At 61.0% G+C, this 16,300-nt stretch carries 22 protein-coding genes and 1 other RNA gene; 10 read left to right on the top strand and 13 right to left on the bottom strand.

The genetic code is table 11. The features are described 5' to 3' along the window. The first annotated feature begins 92 nt into the window (after positions 1-92). Positions 93-659, top strand: a complete 567-nt coding sequence (locus tag EPO61_02070) for a hypothetical protein (GenBank protein ID TAJ10620.1) — start codon at positions 93-95, stop codon at positions 657-659. On the opposite strand, the gene EPO61_02065 is transcribed toward EPO61_02070, so the two are convergent. The 5 genes from EPO61_02065 to EPO61_02045 all read right to left on the bottom strand — a co-directional run bounded on the left by EPO61_02065 (position 625) and on the right by EPO61_02045 (position 3,730). Further along, on the bottom strand, positions 625-1,161 hold the full coding sequence (locus EPO61_02065; GenBank protein TAJ10619.1) for a DUF721 domain-containing protein: 537 nt from the start codon (positions 1,159-1,161) through the stop codon (positions 625-627). The two genes, EPO61_02070 and EPO61_02065, sit on opposite strands and share 35 nt — an antisense overlap. Positions 1,162-1,543: 382 nt before the next feature. After that, positions 1,544-2,518 (bottom strand): hypothetical protein, encoded by a 975-nt coding sequence (locus tag EPO61_02060; protein TAJ10618.1) that lies wholly within the window; start codon positions 2,516-2,518, stop codon positions 1,544-1,546. Positions 2,519-2,654: 136 nt separating this feature from the next. Further along, positions 2,655-2,978, bottom strand: a complete 324-nt coding sequence (locus EPO61_02055; protein TAJ10617.1) for a type II toxin-antitoxin system PemK/MazF family toxin — start codon at positions 2,976-2,978, stop codon at positions 2,655-2,657. 5 nt (positions 2,979-2,983) lie between these two features. Beyond that, on the bottom strand, positions 2,984-3,235 hold the full coding sequence (locus EPO61_02050; GenBank protein ID TAJ10616.1) for an AbrB/MazE/SpoVT family DNA-binding domain-containing protein: 252 nt from the start codon (positions 3,233-3,235) through the stop codon (positions 2,984-2,986). 123 nt (positions 3,236-3,358) lie between these two features. After that, positions 3,359-3,730 carry an STAS/SEC14 domain-containing protein gene (locus tag EPO61_02045; GenBank protein TAJ10615.1) on the bottom strand — a complete coding sequence of 124 codons (372 nt, stop codon included), beginning with the start codon at positions 3,728-3,730 and terminating at the stop codon, positions 3,359-3,361. A gap of 129 nt (positions 3,731-3,859) precedes the next feature. Here EPO61_02045 and smpB point away from each other — a divergent pair, with 129 nt between their 5' ends. Both smpB and EPO61_02035 read left to right on the top strand, forming a co-directional pair. After that, complete coding sequence (gene smpB / locus EPO61_02040; protein TAJ10614.1) at positions 3,860-4,357, top strand: SsrA-binding protein SmpB; 498 nt, start codon at positions 3,860-3,862, stop codon at positions 4,355-4,357. After that, positions 4,354-4,719 (top strand): hypothetical protein, encoded by a 366-nt coding sequence (locus EPO61_02035; protein TAJ10613.1) that lies wholly within the window; start codon positions 4,354-4,356, stop codon positions 4,717-4,719. Before smpB ends, EPO61_02035 begins: the two co-directional genes overlap by 4 nt. Before the next feature lie 222 nt (positions 4,720-4,941). Here EPO61_02035 and EPO61_02030 read toward each other — a convergent pair whose 3' ends face one another. Further along, entirely contained in the window at positions 4,942-5,658 is a 717-nt protein-coding gene (locus tag EPO61_02030; GenBank protein TAJ10612.1) for a hypothetical protein, read from the bottom strand. 116 nt (positions 5,659-5,774) lie between these two features. Here EPO61_02030 and ssrA point away from each other — a divergent pair. Then, positions 5,775-6,125, top strand: a transfer-messenger RNA (tmRNA) gene (gene ssrA / locus EPO61_02025). 91 nt (positions 6,126-6,216) lie between these two features. Next, positions 6,217-7,131, top strand: coding sequence for a BON domain-containing protein (locus tag EPO61_02020; GenBank protein TAJ10611.1), 915 nt, complete (start codon positions 6,217-6,219; stop codon positions 7,129-7,131). Here EPO61_02020 and EPO61_02015 read toward each other — a convergent pair. Then, a complete protein-coding gene (locus tag EPO61_02015) occupies positions 7,097-7,765 on the bottom strand; it encodes a hypothetical protein (protein TAJ10610.1) in 669 nt (222 codons plus the stop codon). The genes EPO61_02020 and EPO61_02015 overlap by 35 nt on opposite strands. Positions 7,766-7,837: 72 nt before the next feature. Between EPO61_02015 and EPO61_02010 the strand changes: the two genes are divergently transcribed. The 5 genes from EPO61_02010 (at position 7,838) to EPO61_01990 (ending at position 12,742) form a co-directional block, all read left to right on the top strand. After that, positions 7,838-8,845, top strand: a complete 1,008-nt coding sequence (locus EPO61_02010; protein ID TAJ10609.1) for a chromosome partitioning protein ParB — start codon at positions 7,838-7,840, stop codon at positions 8,843-8,845. Positions 8,846-8,848: 3 nt separating this feature from the next. After that, positions 8,849-10,684 (top strand): adenylate/guanylate cyclase domain-containing protein, encoded by a 1,836-nt coding sequence (locus tag EPO61_02005; protein ID TAJ10608.1) that lies wholly within the window; start codon positions 8,849-8,851, stop codon positions 10,682-10,684. A gap of 37 nt (positions 10,685-10,721) precedes the next feature. Beyond that, positions 10,722-11,066, top strand: coding sequence for a 4a-hydroxytetrahydrobiopterin dehydratase (locus EPO61_02000; protein ID TAJ10607.1), 345 nt, complete (start codon positions 10,722-10,724; stop codon positions 11,064-11,066). Positions 11,067-11,182: 116 nt separating this feature from the next. After that, entirely contained in the window at positions 11,183-11,980 is a 798-nt protein-coding gene (locus EPO61_01995; GenBank protein TAJ10606.1) for an N-acetyltransferase, read from the top strand. Between the two features lie 57 nt (positions 11,981-12,037). Next, positions 12,038-12,742, top strand: coding sequence for a GNAT family N-acetyltransferase (locus EPO61_01990; GenBank protein TAJ10605.1), 705 nt, complete (start codon positions 12,038-12,040; stop codon positions 12,740-12,742). Between the two features lie 100 nt (positions 12,743-12,842). Here EPO61_01990 and EPO61_01985 read toward each other — a convergent pair whose 3' ends face one another. The 6 genes from EPO61_01985 to EPO61_01960 form a co-directional block, all read right to left on the bottom strand. Then, a complete protein-coding gene (locus tag EPO61_01985) occupies positions 12,843-13,487 on the bottom strand; it encodes a methyltransferase domain-containing protein (protein ID TAJ10604.1) in 645 nt (214 codons plus the stop codon). Between the two features lie 128 nt (positions 13,488-13,615). Further along, positions 13,616-13,993: a hypothetical protein gene (locus EPO61_01980; protein TAJ10603.1), complete on the bottom strand. Its 378-nt coding sequence runs from the start codon at positions 13,991-13,993 to the stop codon at positions 13,616-13,618. A gap of 69 nt (positions 13,994-14,062) precedes the next feature. Then, entirely contained in the window at positions 14,063-14,395 is a 333-nt protein-coding gene (locus tag EPO61_01975) for a 4-carboxymuconolactone decarboxylase (protein TAJ10602.1), read from the bottom strand. Positions 14,396-14,499: 104 nt separating this feature from the next. Next, a complete protein-coding gene (locus tag EPO61_01970) occupies positions 14,500-14,790 on the bottom strand; it encodes a hypothetical protein (protein TAJ10601.1) in 291 nt (96 codons plus the stop codon). Positions 14,791-14,854: 64 nt separating this feature from the next. After that, on the bottom strand, positions 14,855-15,475 hold the full coding sequence (locus tag EPO61_01965; GenBank protein ID TAJ10600.1) for a DJ-1/PfpI family protein: 621 nt from the start codon (positions 15,473-15,475) through the stop codon (positions 14,855-14,857). Next, complete coding sequence (locus EPO61_01960; protein TAJ10599.1) at positions 15,472-16,281, bottom strand: inositol monophosphatase; 810 nt, start codon at positions 16,279-16,281, stop codon at positions 15,472-15,474. Before EPO61_01960 ends, EPO61_01965 begins: the two co-directional genes overlap by 4 nt. Positions 16,282-16,300 lie beyond the last annotated feature (19 nt).

Genomic DNA, 16,300 nt, shown 5'->3' with positions numbered 1-16,300 from the left:
TCGAATCAAGAGGCGCTGACGGCTGAAGGCTGAGAGCTTCCCAGCCATCGGGCAGTGACCTGCCAGATACCGCGCGGCACAGTACTTCCGACATGCCACAGCCACAGCCGAAGAAAAAACTCGACGTGCTCGTCAAGCTGGCGCTTGGCGTCTTCTGTACCTCGTTCGCGCTGATCTGGGGCGGCATGTTCCTGAGCCGCCCCGACCGGTCCATCCCTCCCTACAGCATCGGTTCGCAGGAGGAGCAGGCGGTGGCGGTCCACGTCCCAAGCTGGACCAGCGATCCGGAGATCGAAACCCTCATCGAGCGGTTCCGGAAAGTCGGGCGCGAGACGCACGACTTCGGGAAGATGAAAGTCCGGCCGACCACGCCGGACGATCCGGCCGGCCGGTACCGCCGCCTCACGATCTACATCTTCACCCACGATTCCTGGGCCGAGCCGGAAATTCTGCATAAATATGTGGCCGGCGAGGACAAGGCGCTTCACGACGCCTTCGAAAATGCGGTGCGCGGCTTCTACCGGCTGGAGGAGAACGAAGAGGAAGGGCGGATCGGGCCGATTCTGAAAGGAGCGGACACGGCCGCGACGGCCGCCTATTCGCGGGTCCTGTTCAAGGGGTCCATCACGAAAGAGTCTGCCGGTCCGGAAGCTCCTTAGTAGCGGGAGTCTGCGTCCCCGCCTCTGTTTTACCTTCGCGCGCAATTGCCACAGCCATTACCTTGGTCAGGTGTGTCCGCAGCTCCGGGTCCCGGATCGAATCTGCATGGGCCGCTGCCGCCGCCAGGGCCTCCGCCGTGGGTTCCGGTGGCGGGCCCTCGTCGCCCTGGGTCTCTTTCTGCCGGATGGACGCCATGCCGAGGTCCGCGATTCGCAAGACGATCTCCGTGACCAGTTCGGTGCCGGCCGCTTCATTGATCTTCGCCAGCAGCGTCGGTTTCAAGAACGTCAACTGCTGCATCCAGACCGAATTTTCCACGAGCAGGTAGAGTTTTTTGAACCGGATTTGATCGGGCCGCGTGTGGGCGGCGATCGGCTGCCCCACGATGCGCGGCCAGTCCCGGCGGAGCTGGAACTCCAGGAGCTTGGTTTCCAACCCGAGGCGTTTGGCAACCGTGGCCAGGACCGCGGACACGGAGGAAAAGGGCGAGGGCTTGCGCATGGACGGATAGTAGGCGGGAAGGAAGGAGCGGTCAAGAGCGAAGAGAGCGGTTAAGGAATAGAGGCGGGGTAGCAGGGCCCTTCGCTTCAACGCCTCCCGGAGCGGCCCTTTCGGACTTTGCCAGGTGGAAACCTTCGGAAATTCCCTCGCGGACTCAGTCAGTTTCCGCTTTCCTTCCTGGCAAAGTCTCGATGGGTGCCCCGTTCCTCCGGCGAATTTCGCTCATGCCCCTGCTACCTCTTTACGGTTGCCCTAAAGGGAGAAGGGGGTGGCGGGAACGCGTCGCCGCTGGACCCGTTCCCGCGCAGATAAGAATCCCGGAGACGAGCGTACCCAGCGAAGGATATATCAACGAGCCGCCTTAAAAACAGGAACTCCCTGCTCAGAGAGTAGAAAGAGGGGGAAGAGAACCAAGGCCACCCCGGTCAATCTCTTTCAAACTAGACCCAGGTTCATCTATATACTCTGATAAGCGATCCTCTGACCATCCATCAACTTCTTTCACGCGAGCATGCCAAAACTCTTTCAGCCGCTTAGAATCTGAGGACAGGACCAGCGGTTTATCAAGGTGCTCAAGATGATTGTATAGAGGGGCGGGAACTCGGCCTAGTGTGCTCTCGAAGAGTATGTCCGCTCCGACGAACGAGGCTGCACGTATAACCGCGCGGTGAGCTTGGTTAAACTTATCCAGCGTAATTCGGCTCTCCTCGCGAATTCGTTCTCGTGAAGGTGAAGGCGCTGCAGCATGTGCAACGAACTTGTTTGCATAATCGCGAAAGTCGTCACAGACCTTCAGTGATTGAATAACTTTGTTGATGATGTTCTCCTTCACGCAATCTTTCCGGGACCTGCATTCCCTGGAGGTTCCTGACAGTTGATCGAACCTTTTGTTCATACGCTCCCGGTCAGAACGCATGTCTAGCTCGCCCTCCGAAGGGCAGAAAGGAGTGCCGTCATAGCAGATGTAATGCTCACGCGTCAGGAGGTCTCGGTTAGAGTCGATATCCTTCAAGAGGCGTACAAGGGAAACCACTTCTTTTTTGGGGTCATGAAATCCTGGGTCAGTCAGACGACGTAAGGCCATTACTTGTGCTGTGACAAACCCGCGATCAAGGAGGCTTAGCAAGTCCGAATTGAAGTGCCTTCCCGGGGACTCGGCAGCTATACGACGAGCCTCGTTCAGAGTTCTGAAGATCGCGTCATCCCAAATAATTTGTGTTATCTGTTTACCGATGGCGTGCTCATCGTCTCCAAGTATCCAAGAAAGCCAGCGCTCGCGACATCGACGATACAGCGCCAATTGCTCCTTATCCTCAACGTCACAACTGCAGATGTCGGGCAGTTTTGGTGTGATCACGATTCAGAGTAGAAAATGAAGGTTATGGGGATCAGGTCTTGTGATCATCCATCATGAGCTTGGCTCAGACGGCGTGGGGGAACACGTCCCGATCAAGGTGGCGGCCAACCGCCGTAGCCCATCTCCATGGCTCAACTTACGGGGCGAACATCTCTTGCAACACCGCGAGCACGGACGCGAACGGGCCGGGGGCCAGCCGTCCAAGCCGTTTCACCAGTCGTTCCGTATCGACGGTGCGAAGCTGGTCCATAGCCACGAATCCGGCTCGACCGCGAAAGCGGCACCGGACGCGCCAGGGATAGGCCTGCCCTCCGGTCGTCATCGGGGCCACGATCACGGTTCGCAGATGGTGGTTCAACTCATCCGGGGAAACGACCAGGCAGGGCCTGGTCTTGCGGATCTCACTTCCGCGCGTCGGGTCCAGATCCATCAAGTACACGTCGCCCCGTGCCAGAGCCATCTGCGCTACCTCCACGTCCACTCTTTCTGGTCGAATCGCGTCGCCGTAGGCTTGTCGAGAAGACGGTCTTCATCCTTCTCACGCATGCGCCGGGCGGCCGCGGCCCAGCCGGCGCGCGGCTGGGTCGTCCTGCAAATCACGATGCGGCCGGGCTCGGCCTGGAGTTCGACTTCGTTTTCGAGTTGCGCTTCCTCAATCAGGACCTTGGGCAGACGGATGCCTCGTGAATTGCCGATCCGAACGATCTGTGCTTTCATGGCGAACCTCCAGAACGGTTGCTACATTGTAATCACATCGACCCTGGACAGCAAGTATGGAGGACGAATTACGGCAACCAGGCTGATGCCAAGTTCGGGCCGCCGTGCTGGACGGGTCGGAGTCTACGCCGACGATTCGGATTGGAGCCAGGCGAGGGCGTCGGGAATCTCGTTGAAGTAGCGGATGGAAAACCCGAGGGTCGAGGCGGTCGTCTCGAAAAACGAAGTAAAGGCGCTGTGTTCTTTCAAATCGATGACCGCGGTCCTCACGTGTCTCAGGTCAAGCGGGTAGCGCCTCACATGGAAGAAGGTATCCGCCACGCCCATGCGGCCCTGAAACGGGCGCACATCGATGAGTATCTTGCCCGCCTGCTCGGTGCGGATCGCCGCGATCACGTCTTGGGCGATGGCGTCGGCGTTCTCCCGGCCGCCCGATCCCGAGATCGCAATCTCCAGGACATTGTCGCGCAGGCACGTCGTAATGGTGTATTCCACGGTCCTCTTCTTGGGTGGCGAAAAGCCGTAGGGGCGGAGCCCGATAGGGCTGTATATTACCGTAAATGGGCTGGAAGCGGGAGGCCTTGGAGGTGCCCTGCGGGAAGGGCCATGTTATAGTGGCTGGCGATGGCGAAGGAAAAAGACAGCGGCGAGAAAGTCGTGGCCTCGAACCGGAAGGCCTTCTACGACTATCATATCGAAGAGAAACTGGAAGCCGGGATCGTGCTGAAGGGCACGGAGGTCAAGTCTCTGCGCGCCGGCCTGGTCAACCTGAAGGAGAGCTATGCCAGCGTGGACCAGCGCGGCGAGGTGATTCTCCACAACTGCCACATCAGCCCCTACAGCCACGGGAACATCATGAACCACGATCCCCTCCGGCCGCGCAAGCTGTTGCTGCACCGGAAGGAGATCAGCCGCCTGCTGGGCCAGACCCAGCAGAAAGGCCTCACGCTCGTGCCGCTGCGTTTGTACTTCAACCCCCGCGGCCAGGCAAAGCTCGAACTTGCCCTGGCCAAAGGCAAGAAGCAGCACGACCGTCGTGAGGCGATCAAGGGCCGCGAAGCGGGCCGCGAGGTGGAGCGGGCAATGAAGAGCGAACGCCGTGGCGATCAAGGGAGAAAATGATGGGGACTGAGACCAGAAGGCCGGTCGAATCGGGCCGGTTGCCGGCAGAGGGGTGGGCGTTCGCGGTGATCGCAAGCCTGACGCTCTCGCTGGCCGCTTGCATGCCGTCGCAGTGGGAGTATCTGGGGCGGGCCAACGGCCACGCGACCCAGGAAGAGGTTAAGGATCGGCTTGGGGAACCCCACCAGACCAAAACGCTTCCAGACCAGACCCAAGTTTGGACCTATCGGTATGAGGTCAACTCGTTCCCGGGCCTGCGGGGCGATATGAGGGGCGGCGCGCCCTGTATGGACTATATTCTCAGGTTCGACAGCAAGCAGATTCTGAACTATTGGACGCGACAGCCTTGCGGCACCCTCTAGCAGGATGTTGAAAACGGCCGTCAGCTTTGTTCTCGGTCTTTCGACCCCCTCAACGTAGTTCTTCAGTATGCCTCGGGGGCCTCATTCCATGCGGCCCCGCTGAACGGCCATTTTGAACATCCTGCAGGAATTCTCCGGCCATCTGGGACGTTCAGGGCCACCGGTTGCCAACGTTCATAATCGTTTCCACCCGCCTACCGATCCCCAGTCGAGACGGGGTTGTTAGCCCGAGACGCTCTCGGAGGCGCCGGGCCGCTCCGCGAGGCAGCGTTTCAGTGAGACAAAATGCAGGAGATAGGCGATCGGGACGAGCACCGTCGGGAGCCAGACCAGGGGGAATGAGGCGATCACGAACGTAGGGACCGACAGGTGCAAGAGCTGGAACGGATAAGGCACCGAGAGCAGACCGTGAGCCAGCGCGGCGGTTAAGAAGGACAGACCCATCAGGTTCCATCCGATGAGAATATGCCTCATGGGCTCCTCGCCGTCCCGGTGCACCCAGATCGCCAGGATGACGGCCGTGACTCCCGTGAGCACGTCGAAGTTCCTCCCGTAAAAGGTCATCTCGACCGCCAACAGATTCTGCGCCGCCAGTTCCGCCATCATCAGCTCGACGGGAATCCGAAAGCATTGGAGGCCGACCAGATACAGCTGCGGCATCTGCGCCAAGTCTCCGCTCCAACGGGAGAACCAGGCCAGCCAGACCACGAACACCAATTGGGTCAGCACCAGGATGGGAATGCGTGGATGCCCGGTCCCGAAGTCGGCCAGGGTTCCCGAAGCGGCCAGGGCGGCGGTGAGGGCCGCCCAGGCGACCATGATCGTGACCGCCCACCGGAGATTGCGGGAGCATCTCATCAGAAGGACCGCCAGGACAGTGAGCACCGCCAACGGGAGGAGGAAAAAGCCTGCGGCGATATCGTGAGGGACGGTCGGCATACCAAGTTGCAAGGATAGCACAGGCGGGCGCCGCTGCCCACAGCCTGGAGGCTGAAGCAGGCTCTCTAGTTGTCGGCGGGGCATTCGTCGGGTATAGTGAAGCCAGCCTATGAAAGGGGGGTGATTGGCTTCGACGGGGATTCAGAGGCCAGCGGTGCGTGTCGAGCTCTCGGGGTCTCGTTAAACCTCCGGGAAACTAGCAACTGCCAACCAAGAACTGGCACTCGCGGCTTAACTGACCGCGACGTCCCTCCGCCTGAGGCCCGCGGGGGTGGAAGGGGCGCGATGCAGCGGGCTGGTCCAAAGCTGGTGCTCAGCGGCTGAGGACGAGACAATACTGGGCTAGCGGCCGTTCTAAGCCTGCCGGTGGGCGTGGGCGGTTGCGAAACTTAAACGATCGGCTACACACGTAGATCCGTTGCGCTGAAGGTCTTCGGACGCGGGTTCAATTCCCGCCACCTCCACCAAACCTCTTTAGCGCGATAGAAAATACCCTGTCGCTTGGCCAGCGGGCAGTGGCGCGCTAACCCTACCAACGGGCCATGATTTTCCCGGCCCATGGAAAGGTGTCGCGAGGGACGCGACGTTCATATCAAGCTCGGCGTGTGCCGGCCGCCATACCAACCTTCGGTTGAACCGGCGGCTCTTTTGCGATGCATCGCAATTGATGCCGCCGGAGCAACCCCTCCAGGCCCCCGGCTTCCAAAGGCGCGGGGGCTTTCTTTTTTCTCCTCCTCCTCTTATGCTTCCTCCATGACCGCCGTACTTCGTCCGGCCTTGCTTCTGATCGTCACCCTCCTGACCGGCTGCGATGTCATGATGCCCAATCCCTACACCACGCCCGTGTCCGTCGCCATGACCGCGACGGAAATGGCCGTGGACGAACGGACATTGGATGAGATGGGGGATGACCTCAAGGTGAAGACCAGCATCCTGCAGGCTCTGGCCGGCGAGGGAAAAGACCTGTTCCTGGCGGTGAGCGTGGATGTGTACCAGGGGGACGTCCTGATGACGGGGGCGGTGAAGACGGCGGGGGACGATCAGAAAGCCGAAGCGTTGGTGAAAAAGGTCGAGGGGGTCAGCCAGGTCTATAACGAGATGCACATCACGGAAGATTTCGGCATGCGCGAGTCGGTGCGGGACTCGGGCATCGAACTCAAGGTGAAGTTCGCCGTCATGTCCGGCGCCGGCTTCCGCTACCCCAACTACCGTTGGCGGGCGACCAACGGGACCGTCTATCTCTTCGGTATTGCGCAGACCGAGGAGGAGTATGACGCGGTCTACGACAAGGTCCGCGGCATCACCGAGGTCGAGCGCCTCATCACCCACATCCGGATCAAGCCGCCAGCGCCGCCTCCGGACGAGCCCAAGGGCGAAGCCAAGCCGGCCTCATCGGCCGCCTCGTCGCCTCAGCCGCAGACCAGGAACGGAGGACCGGCTACTTCTGGATCCGGTCCGGGAAATCCGAAATGATCCCGTCCACTCCGAGGGCCGCGACCCGCTGGATGTCGGCGGGGTCGTTGACGGTGAAGGCGAAGACCTGGAGCCCCGCCGAGTGGAGGCCTTCCACGTAGGCTTTGCCGAGCGTGTCAAACGCGATGCCGACGTGGGTGGCCTTGGCCTCGAGCGCAAACCCGGCGGGCGTGATCGGCTGCCCGACGAGCAGCGCGAGCGTCTGCGCCGCCGGCTGCAGCCGGCGCAGGTGCAGCAACTCGTCGTGAAAGAACGACGCGACGATCACGGAGCCTGAAAATCCGCTTCGCTTGAGGGCTTCCAAGACCGGCTCCACCAGACCGGGGACCTTCAACTCCAGCATCACTCCGACCTTGCCCTCCGCCGCTTTCAGCCCTTCCTCGAGCGTCGGGATCGCATGACCGCCGGGGAGCGTCAGCCGCCGCAGATCGGCCAGGCTCAAGTCCGCCACGGCGCCCTTGCCGATCGTGAGGCGATCCACGCGGCGATCGTGGAAGATCACCAACTGACGGTCTTTCGTCGCCTGGATATCCAGCTCGACGAAATCCACCTTGAGCGTCACGGCCTTCTTGATGGAGGACAGCGTATTTTCCGGCGCATAGCCGGCTGCGCCTCTATGTCCGATTCGGAGCATCAGCCTGGTGCCTTTCGTTGGGGGTGACGCGGGGCTTTCTTTTGTCGACGGACTCCCCTACCATACCACGTCATGGCGGAGAATAAGTCCAGGAAACCCAGGAAGGCGGCGACCGCCGGGGCGCCCCGCCGCCGCCGGAAACCGGCCGGGGTCTCCACCGGACTCGCCGCGACGGAGCTGCAGGCCGCAGCCCCGCCCGGCGAGGTAGCGGCGTTGCACCGGACGATCGACGATGACGGGGGCCGGGTCCTGGCCGTGTATCGCGAACCCTACGGCGGTCGCTGGGTGGTCCTGGCGGCCCTGCCGATCGAAAAAGTGGCCCCGACCCCCTACCAGAGAAATCTGTCCGATACCCACGTGCGTAAACTGGAAGGGGTGATCGGCAAGCTCGGCCGGTTCCTGGACCCGATCATCGCGGTGCGGGCCAAGGCAGGGACGGAGGGAGGCGTGGGGTACTGGACGCCCAACGGCCACCACCGACTCTCGGCCATGAAGACCTTGGGGGCCAAGAGCATCACCGCCATCGTCGTGCCGGAGGCTGCGGCGGCCTACCAGATCCTGGCGTTGAACACCGAGAAGGCCCACAACCTCCGCGAGAAGGCCCTGGAAGTGATTCGCATGTACAAAGAGCTGGCCCGGCTGGATGACGCGACGGAAGAGACCTACGCGCTGGAGTTCGAAGAGCCGTCCTTCATCACGCTGGGGCTCTGTTACGAAGAGCGCCCCCGCTTCAGCGGCGGTGCCTACCAGCCGGTGCTGAAACGCGTGGAGACTTTCTTGAACAAGCCGCTGCACGCGGCGCTTACAGTCCGGCAGGCGCGGGCCACGGGCTTGCTGGCCTTGGACGACGTCGTGATTCAGCAAGTCGAGGCCTTGAAGGCCAAGGGCTTGACGAGTCCCTATCTGAAAAGCTTCGTGGTGGCGCGAATCAACCCGGTGCGTTTCCGGCCGAAAGAGGCGGAGCCCCTGTCGTTCGATGACGCGCTGGACCGAATGGCCAAGGCGGCCACCAAGTTCAATCCCGAGAAAATCAAGATGGACGACTTGGCTCGATCGGGCGGCGCCCCCGACGACGAGTAGCTCATGCCCTTTCCGCCCCAGCGCGTCGAGCAGGAATGGACCGTGGACGCGCCTGCGTCGCTGGTCTGGGAAGTCCTCGGCCACACGGACCGGCTCAACCGCGATGCGGGGCTTCCCTCCGTGCAGGTCAGTTCCTTTGAAGATGAAGACATCGGCCGGCCGGTGCAGGCCCGCCTGTACGGGCTGTTCCCCTTGAGCTGGGTCGAGTACCCCTTCGAGTGGATCAGGGGCGCGAATTATTCCGTCCAGCGGGACTACACGAAGGGCCCGCTGGTCCGCTTCCGCGGGGGCGTGGAAATCGAGCCGGCCGGGACCGGCTGCCGGGTGCGGATGTTCGCGGAGCTCACGCCGCGTACCCTGCTCGGCAAACTGGCCGCCCCCCTGGTCGGCCGCGACACCATGAAGAAGGCCAAGGCCTATTGCGCCAAGGCCATCGCCCGGCTCCGGGCCTCACAAGCCGACCCTCCCGCCGCTCCGGGGGCGCTGACAGCCGGCCGCGCGAACCAGGCCGACGGGACGGCACTCCGGCAATGTGCCCGCCGGCTGGGGCATGTCACGTCGTTGGATCGGGGGATCGTCGGTTGTCTGCTGCGCCACCTGGACGAGGCAGGCGAAGATGAAGTCATCCGCATGCAGCCCTACGCCCTGGCCGCCCGCTGGCGGACCGATCCCCACGAAACGTTGCGCGTCTTCCTGCATGCCACGCGCCTGGGCCTGCTCAGCCTCCAGTGGCAGCTCATGTGCCCCAATTGCCGGGTCCCGAAAGGTGAAGCGGAGACGCTGTCCGGCGTGGACAAGCAGTTCCATTGCGATACCTGCGGGATCACTTACGATGCGAACCTGGATCGGTATGTGGAGCTGCGCTTCCGGGTCCATCCGACGATCCGCCCGGCGGAGGAGATGGTCTACTGTTTCGGCGGGCCTTACAGCGCCCCCCACATCCTCGTCCAGCACTTGCTGCGGCCCGGCGATACGCGCGAGTGTACCGCGACGCTCGACGACGAGGCCTATCGGATCAGGACGCTCCGGAGCAACGACTCCCTGCTGCTGGTACCGGGCCACACGGGCGGAGGCGACTCTCGGCCGGTGATCTATCGCGAGCAGGGCTGGGAGGAGGCCGAGCGGTCGTTTCATCCTGGTCCGTTCTCGCTGGCCTGGAAGAACGACACGCAACAGACTATCGGGGTCGTGCTGGAGCGCCTCCGGTGGGACGACCGGGCGGTGAGCGCGGCCAAGGTGGCCGCCCTGCAGGAATTCCGCGACCTCTTCGGTTCGGAAGTGCTGGCCCCCGGCCTGGAGATCGGTGTGGATTCGGTCACGATCCTGTTCAGCGATCTGAAAGAGTCCACGCGTCTCTACGAAGAGTCGGGCGATGCCCCGGCCTATGGGCACGTCCGGCGACACTTCGATTTCTTGAAGGAACGGATCGCCCGGCATCAGGGCGCGGTGGTCAAGACGATCGGCGATGCCGTGATGGCGGTGTTCCATCAACCGGCGGACGGGCTGCGCTGTTGCCTGGCCATCCAACGGGAACTTGCGGCCTTCAATGCCTCCCTGCCGGACCGCCCTCCCCTGGTCGTCAAGCTCGGCCTGCATCACGGGCCGGCCATCGCCATCAACGCCAACGGGTTGCTGGATTACTTCGGACGGACGGTGAACGTCGCCGCGCGCGTGCTCCGCGAAAGCCTGGGCGGCGACTTGGTGTTGGTGAAGGAATATTTGGACGATGCGCGGGCCGGCGCCGCCTTGGCGGAGAGCCAGGCGTCCATCGTCGCCGAATGGACCTCGACGCTGCGCGGGCTTGCGCAGCCGTTGACCTTGTGCCGGATCAAAGAATGAGTGAAACGTGAAAGGTAAAAAGTGAAAGGAGAGAAATATGGGATTAGCTGACAATAAATGCGTACCGTGTAAAGGCGGCGTGCCGCCCTTGCCGCCGGCAAGAACGCAGGAACTGTTGACGCAACTGGGGCGGGGCTGGTCGCTCAATCAGGCCGGGCACCTCGAGCGCCTCTATACGTTCAAGGATTTTGCCGAAGCACTGGCCTTCGTGAACAAGGTGGGCGCGGTGGCCGAGGAAGAGGGCCATCATCCGGACTTGTTGTTGGCCTGGGGCAAATGCAAGGTCGAGCTCTGGACCCACAAGATCAACGGGCTGACCGAGAGCGATTTCTACATGGCGGCCAAGGCCGACCGGGAGTTCGAGTCCTTCAAGATGGCCTGAGCTGAGCAAGGCTAACTCTGCAAGAAGACTCTCGAAGCCTTTTCGATTGACTTGGCGCCTCCAGTGTCTTATAAGCTGGCGCATCCCTCCCGCACGCGTCCACCTGAAGGACACAGATGGACCTATTCTCTCAAAGCCATTTTGCAGGTGTCGGGGCTATTCAGTCTCAAGATTCGCTGCCGACTGGGACGCCCGAAGATATTCTCCTTCAATCCGAGCTAGGCGCTGTTCTGACGGACGCTGCTGAGGCCTCAGCAGCCGGCATACAGGCGTACGCAGCTCCTATTGCGGCTACTAATCCTCAGCTCGTCAAATTAGTCTCCCACATTTTTAATGAGAGCTTCGGGTATCGCCCAGACGGAAGGCCGTATCGTCTCGGTCCTAAATCCGTATCAGAGAGATTGCAGGAAACAGACCATCTCTTTGTGGCAGGTGACGAACAATCCGGCGTCGGCTATCTTTTTGGGAAGGAGATCACGTCTTCTCAGGGAAGAATCGCATGGATTGAGTCCATGGCGGTTCTTCCGCTTTACCGGCGGCGTGGTATTGCCACCGCGATGGTGAAGCGTTTCTGGCAAGCCACTAAGAATGCGCCACGCTTTGGCTGCGCGACTCCAAACCCAATTGCAGCGTTGATAGTCAGTCGAGTGGTACCAGGCAAATTGTATGTTGGGCAAAGCGATCCTCCCCATCACTTGCGCAGACTTCTCAAGGAAATCAAGCAGAATTGCTTTGATCTGCGCGGTTGTTCGATTGATGAACGGACGCTGACGATAAAAACGGGGTTTAGTCCTCTGTCTCGATCTGATGAACGCGATTGGAGTCCACGAACACCGCAAGCGCCGCCTCATTGGTGGGCCTGGATACAGCACCTTCCCAATGAGTTTGAAGCCCTCCTTCTTATTGAGTCCTAAGCTCACGTAACCTTCGCGTTCTCGCTCGCGGTTTCTTCAAAGTAGAAGTCGGCACCCATGAGCCAACCTGACGCCTACCGCTTCCATTATTTCCCTGGACCAGAAGCTGCAAATGTTGAAGGAGTCGTGGAAGGTATCTCCTACGTGTTCAGCCACAGCTTCGGGACAAACCCTCGCAATAATGAACCGTATAGGCTCGGGCCAAGAACGACCAAAGAGCGCCTACTGAGCACAAGTCATGTGTTCGTTGCTCAGGACACCAAGAACAATTTTACGGGATATCTTTATGCCAGGGAGATCAGAGCACAGAATGGGACGGTCGGATGGATCGATTCTCTTGCGGTGCTGCCGGACCATCGCCGGAGAGGCATTGCTACCAGGCTTGTCACGCAGTTTCTCGCGGTCGTCTCTGATGACCCGTGGATTGGCTGTGCAACTCCGAACCCGATCGCGGCACTGGTGATTATCCGAGCCGTCGGAGGAGTACCCTACTTGGGCGAATGTCATCCGCCGCAGGCAATCATCTCAATTATCGAACAAATTCGTCCGCACTGCCCCGACTTACGAGGCGCGGACTTCAATCCCTCTCGCCTCTTGGTAAAGACAAGGTTTACACCGGTGAGAAGCGAGGACACGAGAGATTGGAGGCCACCTCATCCTAGCGAGCCCCCGCCTTGGTGGGCTTCTTTGAGGAATCTTCCTCAAGAACACGAAGCCCTGCTCATCATTGATCGCAAACAAAACTCTCATCGGAATCCCTGAGTTGCGCGTACAAAGCCCCCTCTCTTGAGATTCACTGCGCATCGAACGTACCAAGAAACAGCGCGGAGAGCGACGCGTCAACGCGAGCGAGGCGAGCCGATCAATCGGCGTGTGCGTCGTTGGTTGGTTTCTCCAGGTGCACGGTATAGGCCAGGCGATTGCCGAAGCAGCCACGCTCTCTGAATCCAACTTCGCCGGCGAGCCTCGCGACCGTCTGACGGCTCTGGTAGTGAGGATCAAACAGAGTTTCGGTCACGGATAGGATGCCGCTTGGTTTCAGAGCGTCAAAAATCTCTTTCAGCGTCCTCGTGCGATCCGGAATCTCCCCCAAGACCGTGACGAGGAGCGCCCGGTCGAACCGGCCACGACCCAACTTCTCTTCACCGGCTCCAGCCTGGATAAATTCAATGTTTGACAGATTTGCGGCGTGAGCCTTTTCCTTCGCTCGGGCCAGCATGCCCGCTTGAAGGTCCATCGCCACCACGCGACCGCCAGACCCCACTCGTTGCGCAGCCGGCACCGTGAGCCGCCCGGGTCCACAACCAAGATCCAGCACGGTCATGCCGGGTTGAAGGTCCAGATGGTCGAGGATAACCGCCGCTCGGTTGTTTTTCGCGAAGGGGTTGTCGAGTTCAACACACCAACGTAACCAGACCGGGCATGGCAGGGACTGGCGGCGCGACACCACGAGCCACACAACAGTAGCGACAACGAGAAGGGCTATGATGCCGAACAGGAAGGACATAAAAACCGATGCAACACGATGTGGCTAACAGTTGCGCTCATGTCGAACAATGACCCCTTTCTTTCTCCTCGGAGCCGGCTTGCTGGCGTAGGTCCCTCTAGAGTGGCGGGTTAGGACTTTAGGAGCCATTACGCCTTTGGTGGTTGGCAGTCATCTGGGAACTGCGTTGCGAAATCGGCAATGATTTTGAGGCCGTCTGCTTCTTGAGGAACCGCTGCAAGATTTGATGGAAAGTGTGTCTTCCACAGTTTGCGGAGATCTCGAAAGTACGGATCACCTATGCTGACGCCGATCACGTAGCCCCCCGACCTCTCTGCTTCGTGGACTACAGGGACGAGCAAACCGACCGCTGGACCGATGTGCCGATTTCTGACGCCGAACCATCTGATGACTTCAAGTTTTCGCGTGAAGTCTAGAAAGAACCGACCGTCTGGCACGGTAGCTCCAACCTTCGTCGCTGCAAATCGACTCGGTGGATCATCGAAGGCAATGAGAGTGAGTGCCATGATTCTGAGTTCTAACTATTAAGTAGGCTGGTCAGTCTATCCCCACCAAAATGACCTTAAGGCGCCCTGCTACATCGACAGTTTCTCGGCCACGTTGCGCATCTGCACCCCGTGGACGAGCGAGGCCCCGCCCCGGATCGCGCAGGCCACGTGGACCGCTTCCGTCATCTCCTCGACGTTCGAGCCTTTTTCCAGGCAGGCCTGCGTGTAGGCGTCGATGCAGTAGGGACACTGGACCCCGTGGGCGACGCCGAGCGCGATCAAGGCCTTCTCCCGCTCGGTCAGCGCTCCCTCCGCGAACACGGCGGAGTAGTAGCTCATGAACTTGTCCCAAAGGTCCTTGTTTCCCTTGCCCATGTCGGCGAACTTGCCCAGGTCCTTGGGATGATAGTAGGTGTCCATTGAGTCACCTTTTAAGAAGGTTAAGGTTGAGGGAGATCAAGGTTAAGATTCGTCTGAGCCTGCTTCACTCAGCCTCAGCCTAAACCTCAACCTGTTTCTGCTGTTCACGCCGTTCCCGGTTGATCCGGCTCCGCCTCGGCCAGGACTTTCGAGAAACGGTTCCCGACGATGCCGGTCACCTTGCCCATTAGGTCCGAGATTTCTTTCCATTCCTCCGGCTTGAGATCGTGCTTGATCTGAGGATGAATGGCCCACTGGGCATTCACCTGTTGTCCGGCGCGGGACACCACGACCTTGAGCAGCTCGGCGTCGCGTCCTGGCGGTTGGTCCGTAAGTCCCGGCTGTCCCGGTTTGCCGGCCGGCGGCCGTCCTGAAGGGGGAGTTTGTGTCGCCATGTGATTCCTCTTTCAACGGTGAATCGGCGGGCCATCATACAATATCCGCAGGCGCATCGCACACCTAGATGCGCCGACGATTGTGTTCAGGGAACGGATACTCCATGTGACGGGCGGTGGCCCGCGCAACCTCCTCGCCGCAGTAGCGCATCACCACCCTGAGGGCCAGATCGATTCCGGCGGAGATGCCGGCGGACGTGAGTATGTGCCCGTCTTCAACCACCTGTAGCGCCTCCTCCACCGTGACCGCCGGAAAAGACCGGCGCATCCACTCCAGGGACTGCCAATGCGTGGTAGCCCGGCGGCCGTCGAGCAGCCCGGCTTGCCCCAGCAACAGCGCGCCGGTACAAACCGAGGCCAGCGTTTCCACTTGTGCGCCCCGCTCGGCGATCCAGGCGAGGAGTCGTTCGTTGGCGATCTCTTTCCTCGTTCCCCAGCCCCCTGGCACGACCAGAATGTCGAGCGGCGGACAGCTCACCAGCCGATGGTCGGGCAGCACCCGCAAGCCGCCGGTCGCCGTCACAGGTCCCGGCTCTTCGGCGACCAAGACCACCTCGAACGGTGACGGTTCCTCACGGCGGCGCTCTTCATGGAGGCGTGTGACGGAGAAGACTTCGTACGGTCCGCAGAAATCCAGGACCTCGACGTCGGGGAACAGCAGGATTCCCACCCGATAGCTGGTCACGTGAGGCCGAGAACCTTCAACATTTCCTCGTGGATCAGGCCGTTGCTGGCCACGATGGACGGTTCGTAGATCGAGTAGGGCGTCCCTTTGAAATCGGTGACGCGTCCGCCCGCCTCGCGCAGAATGACCAGGCCGGCCGCCGTGTCCCAGGGATGCAGCTTGAGTTCCCAGAAGCCGTCGAAGCGTCCGGCGGCCACGTAGCACATGTCCAGGGCCGCCGTGCCGGTGCGGCGAACACCTTGCGCCGTGAGGGCAAAGCGTGAAAAGTTGTCCAGGTTGTTCTGGGCGCTGACGCGGATGTCGTAGGCGAACCCGGTGACCAGCAACGCCCCATCCAGCCTCGGGGTGCGGGAGACGTGCAGAGGGACCCCGTTCAGGAAGGCCCCGCTCCCCGCCTCCGCCGTGAAGAGTTCTTGCCGTGTCGGGTCCAATACGACGCCGAAGATGCAGTCGCCCCGATACTCTACACCGATGGAGATGCAGTAGGCCGGATAGCCATGGGCGAAGTTGGTCGTGCCGTCCAGCGGATCGATCACCCACTGGTATTCCAGGTCGCTGCCCGCTTGCGCGCCTCCCTCCTCCGCCAGAATCCGGTGCGCGGGGAAGCTCTTGCGGATCACCTCGATCACGGCCTGCTCCGAGCGCCGGTCCGCGTCCGTGACCAGATTGACCGTGTCTTTATATTCGACTTGGAATCCGTTGCTGGCCGCGTCGGTCAGGATGGAACCGGCCACCCGGGCCGCTTCCAGGGCCGTGGCCTTGAGTTGCGCACGCAGAGACGGTGAAGGGAGGACAGGAGTCGACATGCGCGGATCATACCATATT

The sequence above is a fragment of the Nitrospirota bacterium genome, from assembly GCA_004296885.1.
Classification (GTDB): domain Bacteria; phylum Nitrospirota; class Nitrospiria; order Nitrospirales; family Nitrospiraceae; genus SYGV01.
The sequence above is the reverse complement of the archived record's forward strand: the minus strand, read 5'-3'. Positions and strand labels throughout refer to the sequence as shown.

Excerpts from the sequence above, each read along its gene's own strand:
- EPO61_02050 (TAJ10616.1), bottom strand. The coding sequence starts at position 3,235 with ATGAAAGCACAGATCGTTCGGATCGGCAATTCACGAGGCATCCGTCTG.
- EPO61_02070 (TAJ10620.1), top strand. The coding sequence starts at position 93 with ATGCCACAGCCACAGCCGAAGAAAAAACTCGACGTGCTCGTCAAGCTG.
- EPO61_02005 (TAJ10608.1), top strand. The coding sequence starts at position 8,849 with ATGCCCTTTCCGCCCCAGCGCGTCGAGCAGGAATGGACCGTGGACGCG.
- EPO61_02030 (TAJ10612.1), bottom strand. The coding sequence starts at position 5,658 with ATGCCGACCGTCCCTCACGATATCGCCGCAGGCTTTTTCCTCCTCCCG.
- EPO61_02015 (TAJ10610.1), bottom strand. The coding sequence starts at position 7,765 with ATGCTCCGAATCGGACATAGAGGCGCAGCCGGCTATGCGCCGGAAAAT.
- smpB (TAJ10614.1), top strand. The coding sequence starts at position 3,860 with ATGGCGAAGGAAAAAGACAGCGGCGAGAAAGTCGTGGCCTCGAACCGG.
- EPO61_01995 (TAJ10606.1), top strand. The coding sequence starts at position 11,183 with ATGGACCTATTCTCTCAAAGCCATTTTGCAGGTGTCGGGGCTATTCAG.
- EPO61_01970 (TAJ10601.1), bottom strand. The coding sequence starts at position 14,790 with ATGGCGACACAAACTCCCCCTTCAGGACGGCCGCCGGCCGGCAAACCG.
- EPO61_02000 (TAJ10607.1), top strand. The coding sequence starts at position 10,722 with ATGGGATTAGCTGACAATAAATGCGTACCGTGTAAAGGCGGCGTGCCG.
- EPO61_01990 (TAJ10605.1), top strand. The coding sequence starts at position 12,038 with ATGAGCCAACCTGACGCCTACCGCTTCCATTATTTCCCTGGACCAGAA.
- EPO61_01975 (TAJ10602.1), bottom strand. The coding sequence starts at position 14,395 with ATGGACACCTACTATCATCCCAAGGACCTGGGCAAGTTCGCCGACATG.
- EPO61_01960 (TAJ10599.1), bottom strand. The coding sequence starts at position 16,281 with ATGTCGACTCCTGTCCTCCCTTCACCGTCTCTGCGTGCGCAACTCAAG.
- EPO61_01985 (TAJ10604.1), bottom strand. The coding sequence starts at position 13,487 with ATGTCCTTCCTGTTCGGCATCATAGCCCTTCTCGTTGTCGCTACTGTT.
- EPO61_02020 (TAJ10611.1), top strand. The coding sequence starts at position 6,217 with ATGGAAAGGTGTCGCGAGGGACGCGACGTTCATATCAAGCTCGGCGTG.
- EPO61_02035 (TAJ10613.1), top strand. The coding sequence starts at position 4,354 with ATGATGGGGACTGAGACCAGAAGGCCGGTCGAATCGGGCCGGTTGCCG.
- EPO61_01980 (TAJ10603.1), bottom strand. The coding sequence starts at position 13,993 with ATGGCACTCACTCTCATTGCCTTCGATGATCCACCGAGTCGATTTGCA.
- EPO61_02010 (TAJ10609.1), top strand. The coding sequence starts at position 7,838 with ATGGCGGAGAATAAGTCCAGGAAACCCAGGAAGGCGGCGACCGCCGGG.
- EPO61_02065 (TAJ10619.1), bottom strand. The coding sequence starts at position 1,161 with ATGCGCAAGCCCTCGCCCTTTTCCTCCGTGTCCGCGGTCCTGGCCACG.
- EPO61_02055 (TAJ10617.1), bottom strand. The coding sequence starts at position 2,978 with ATGGCTCTGGCACGGGGCGACGTGTACTTGATGGATCTGGACCCGACG.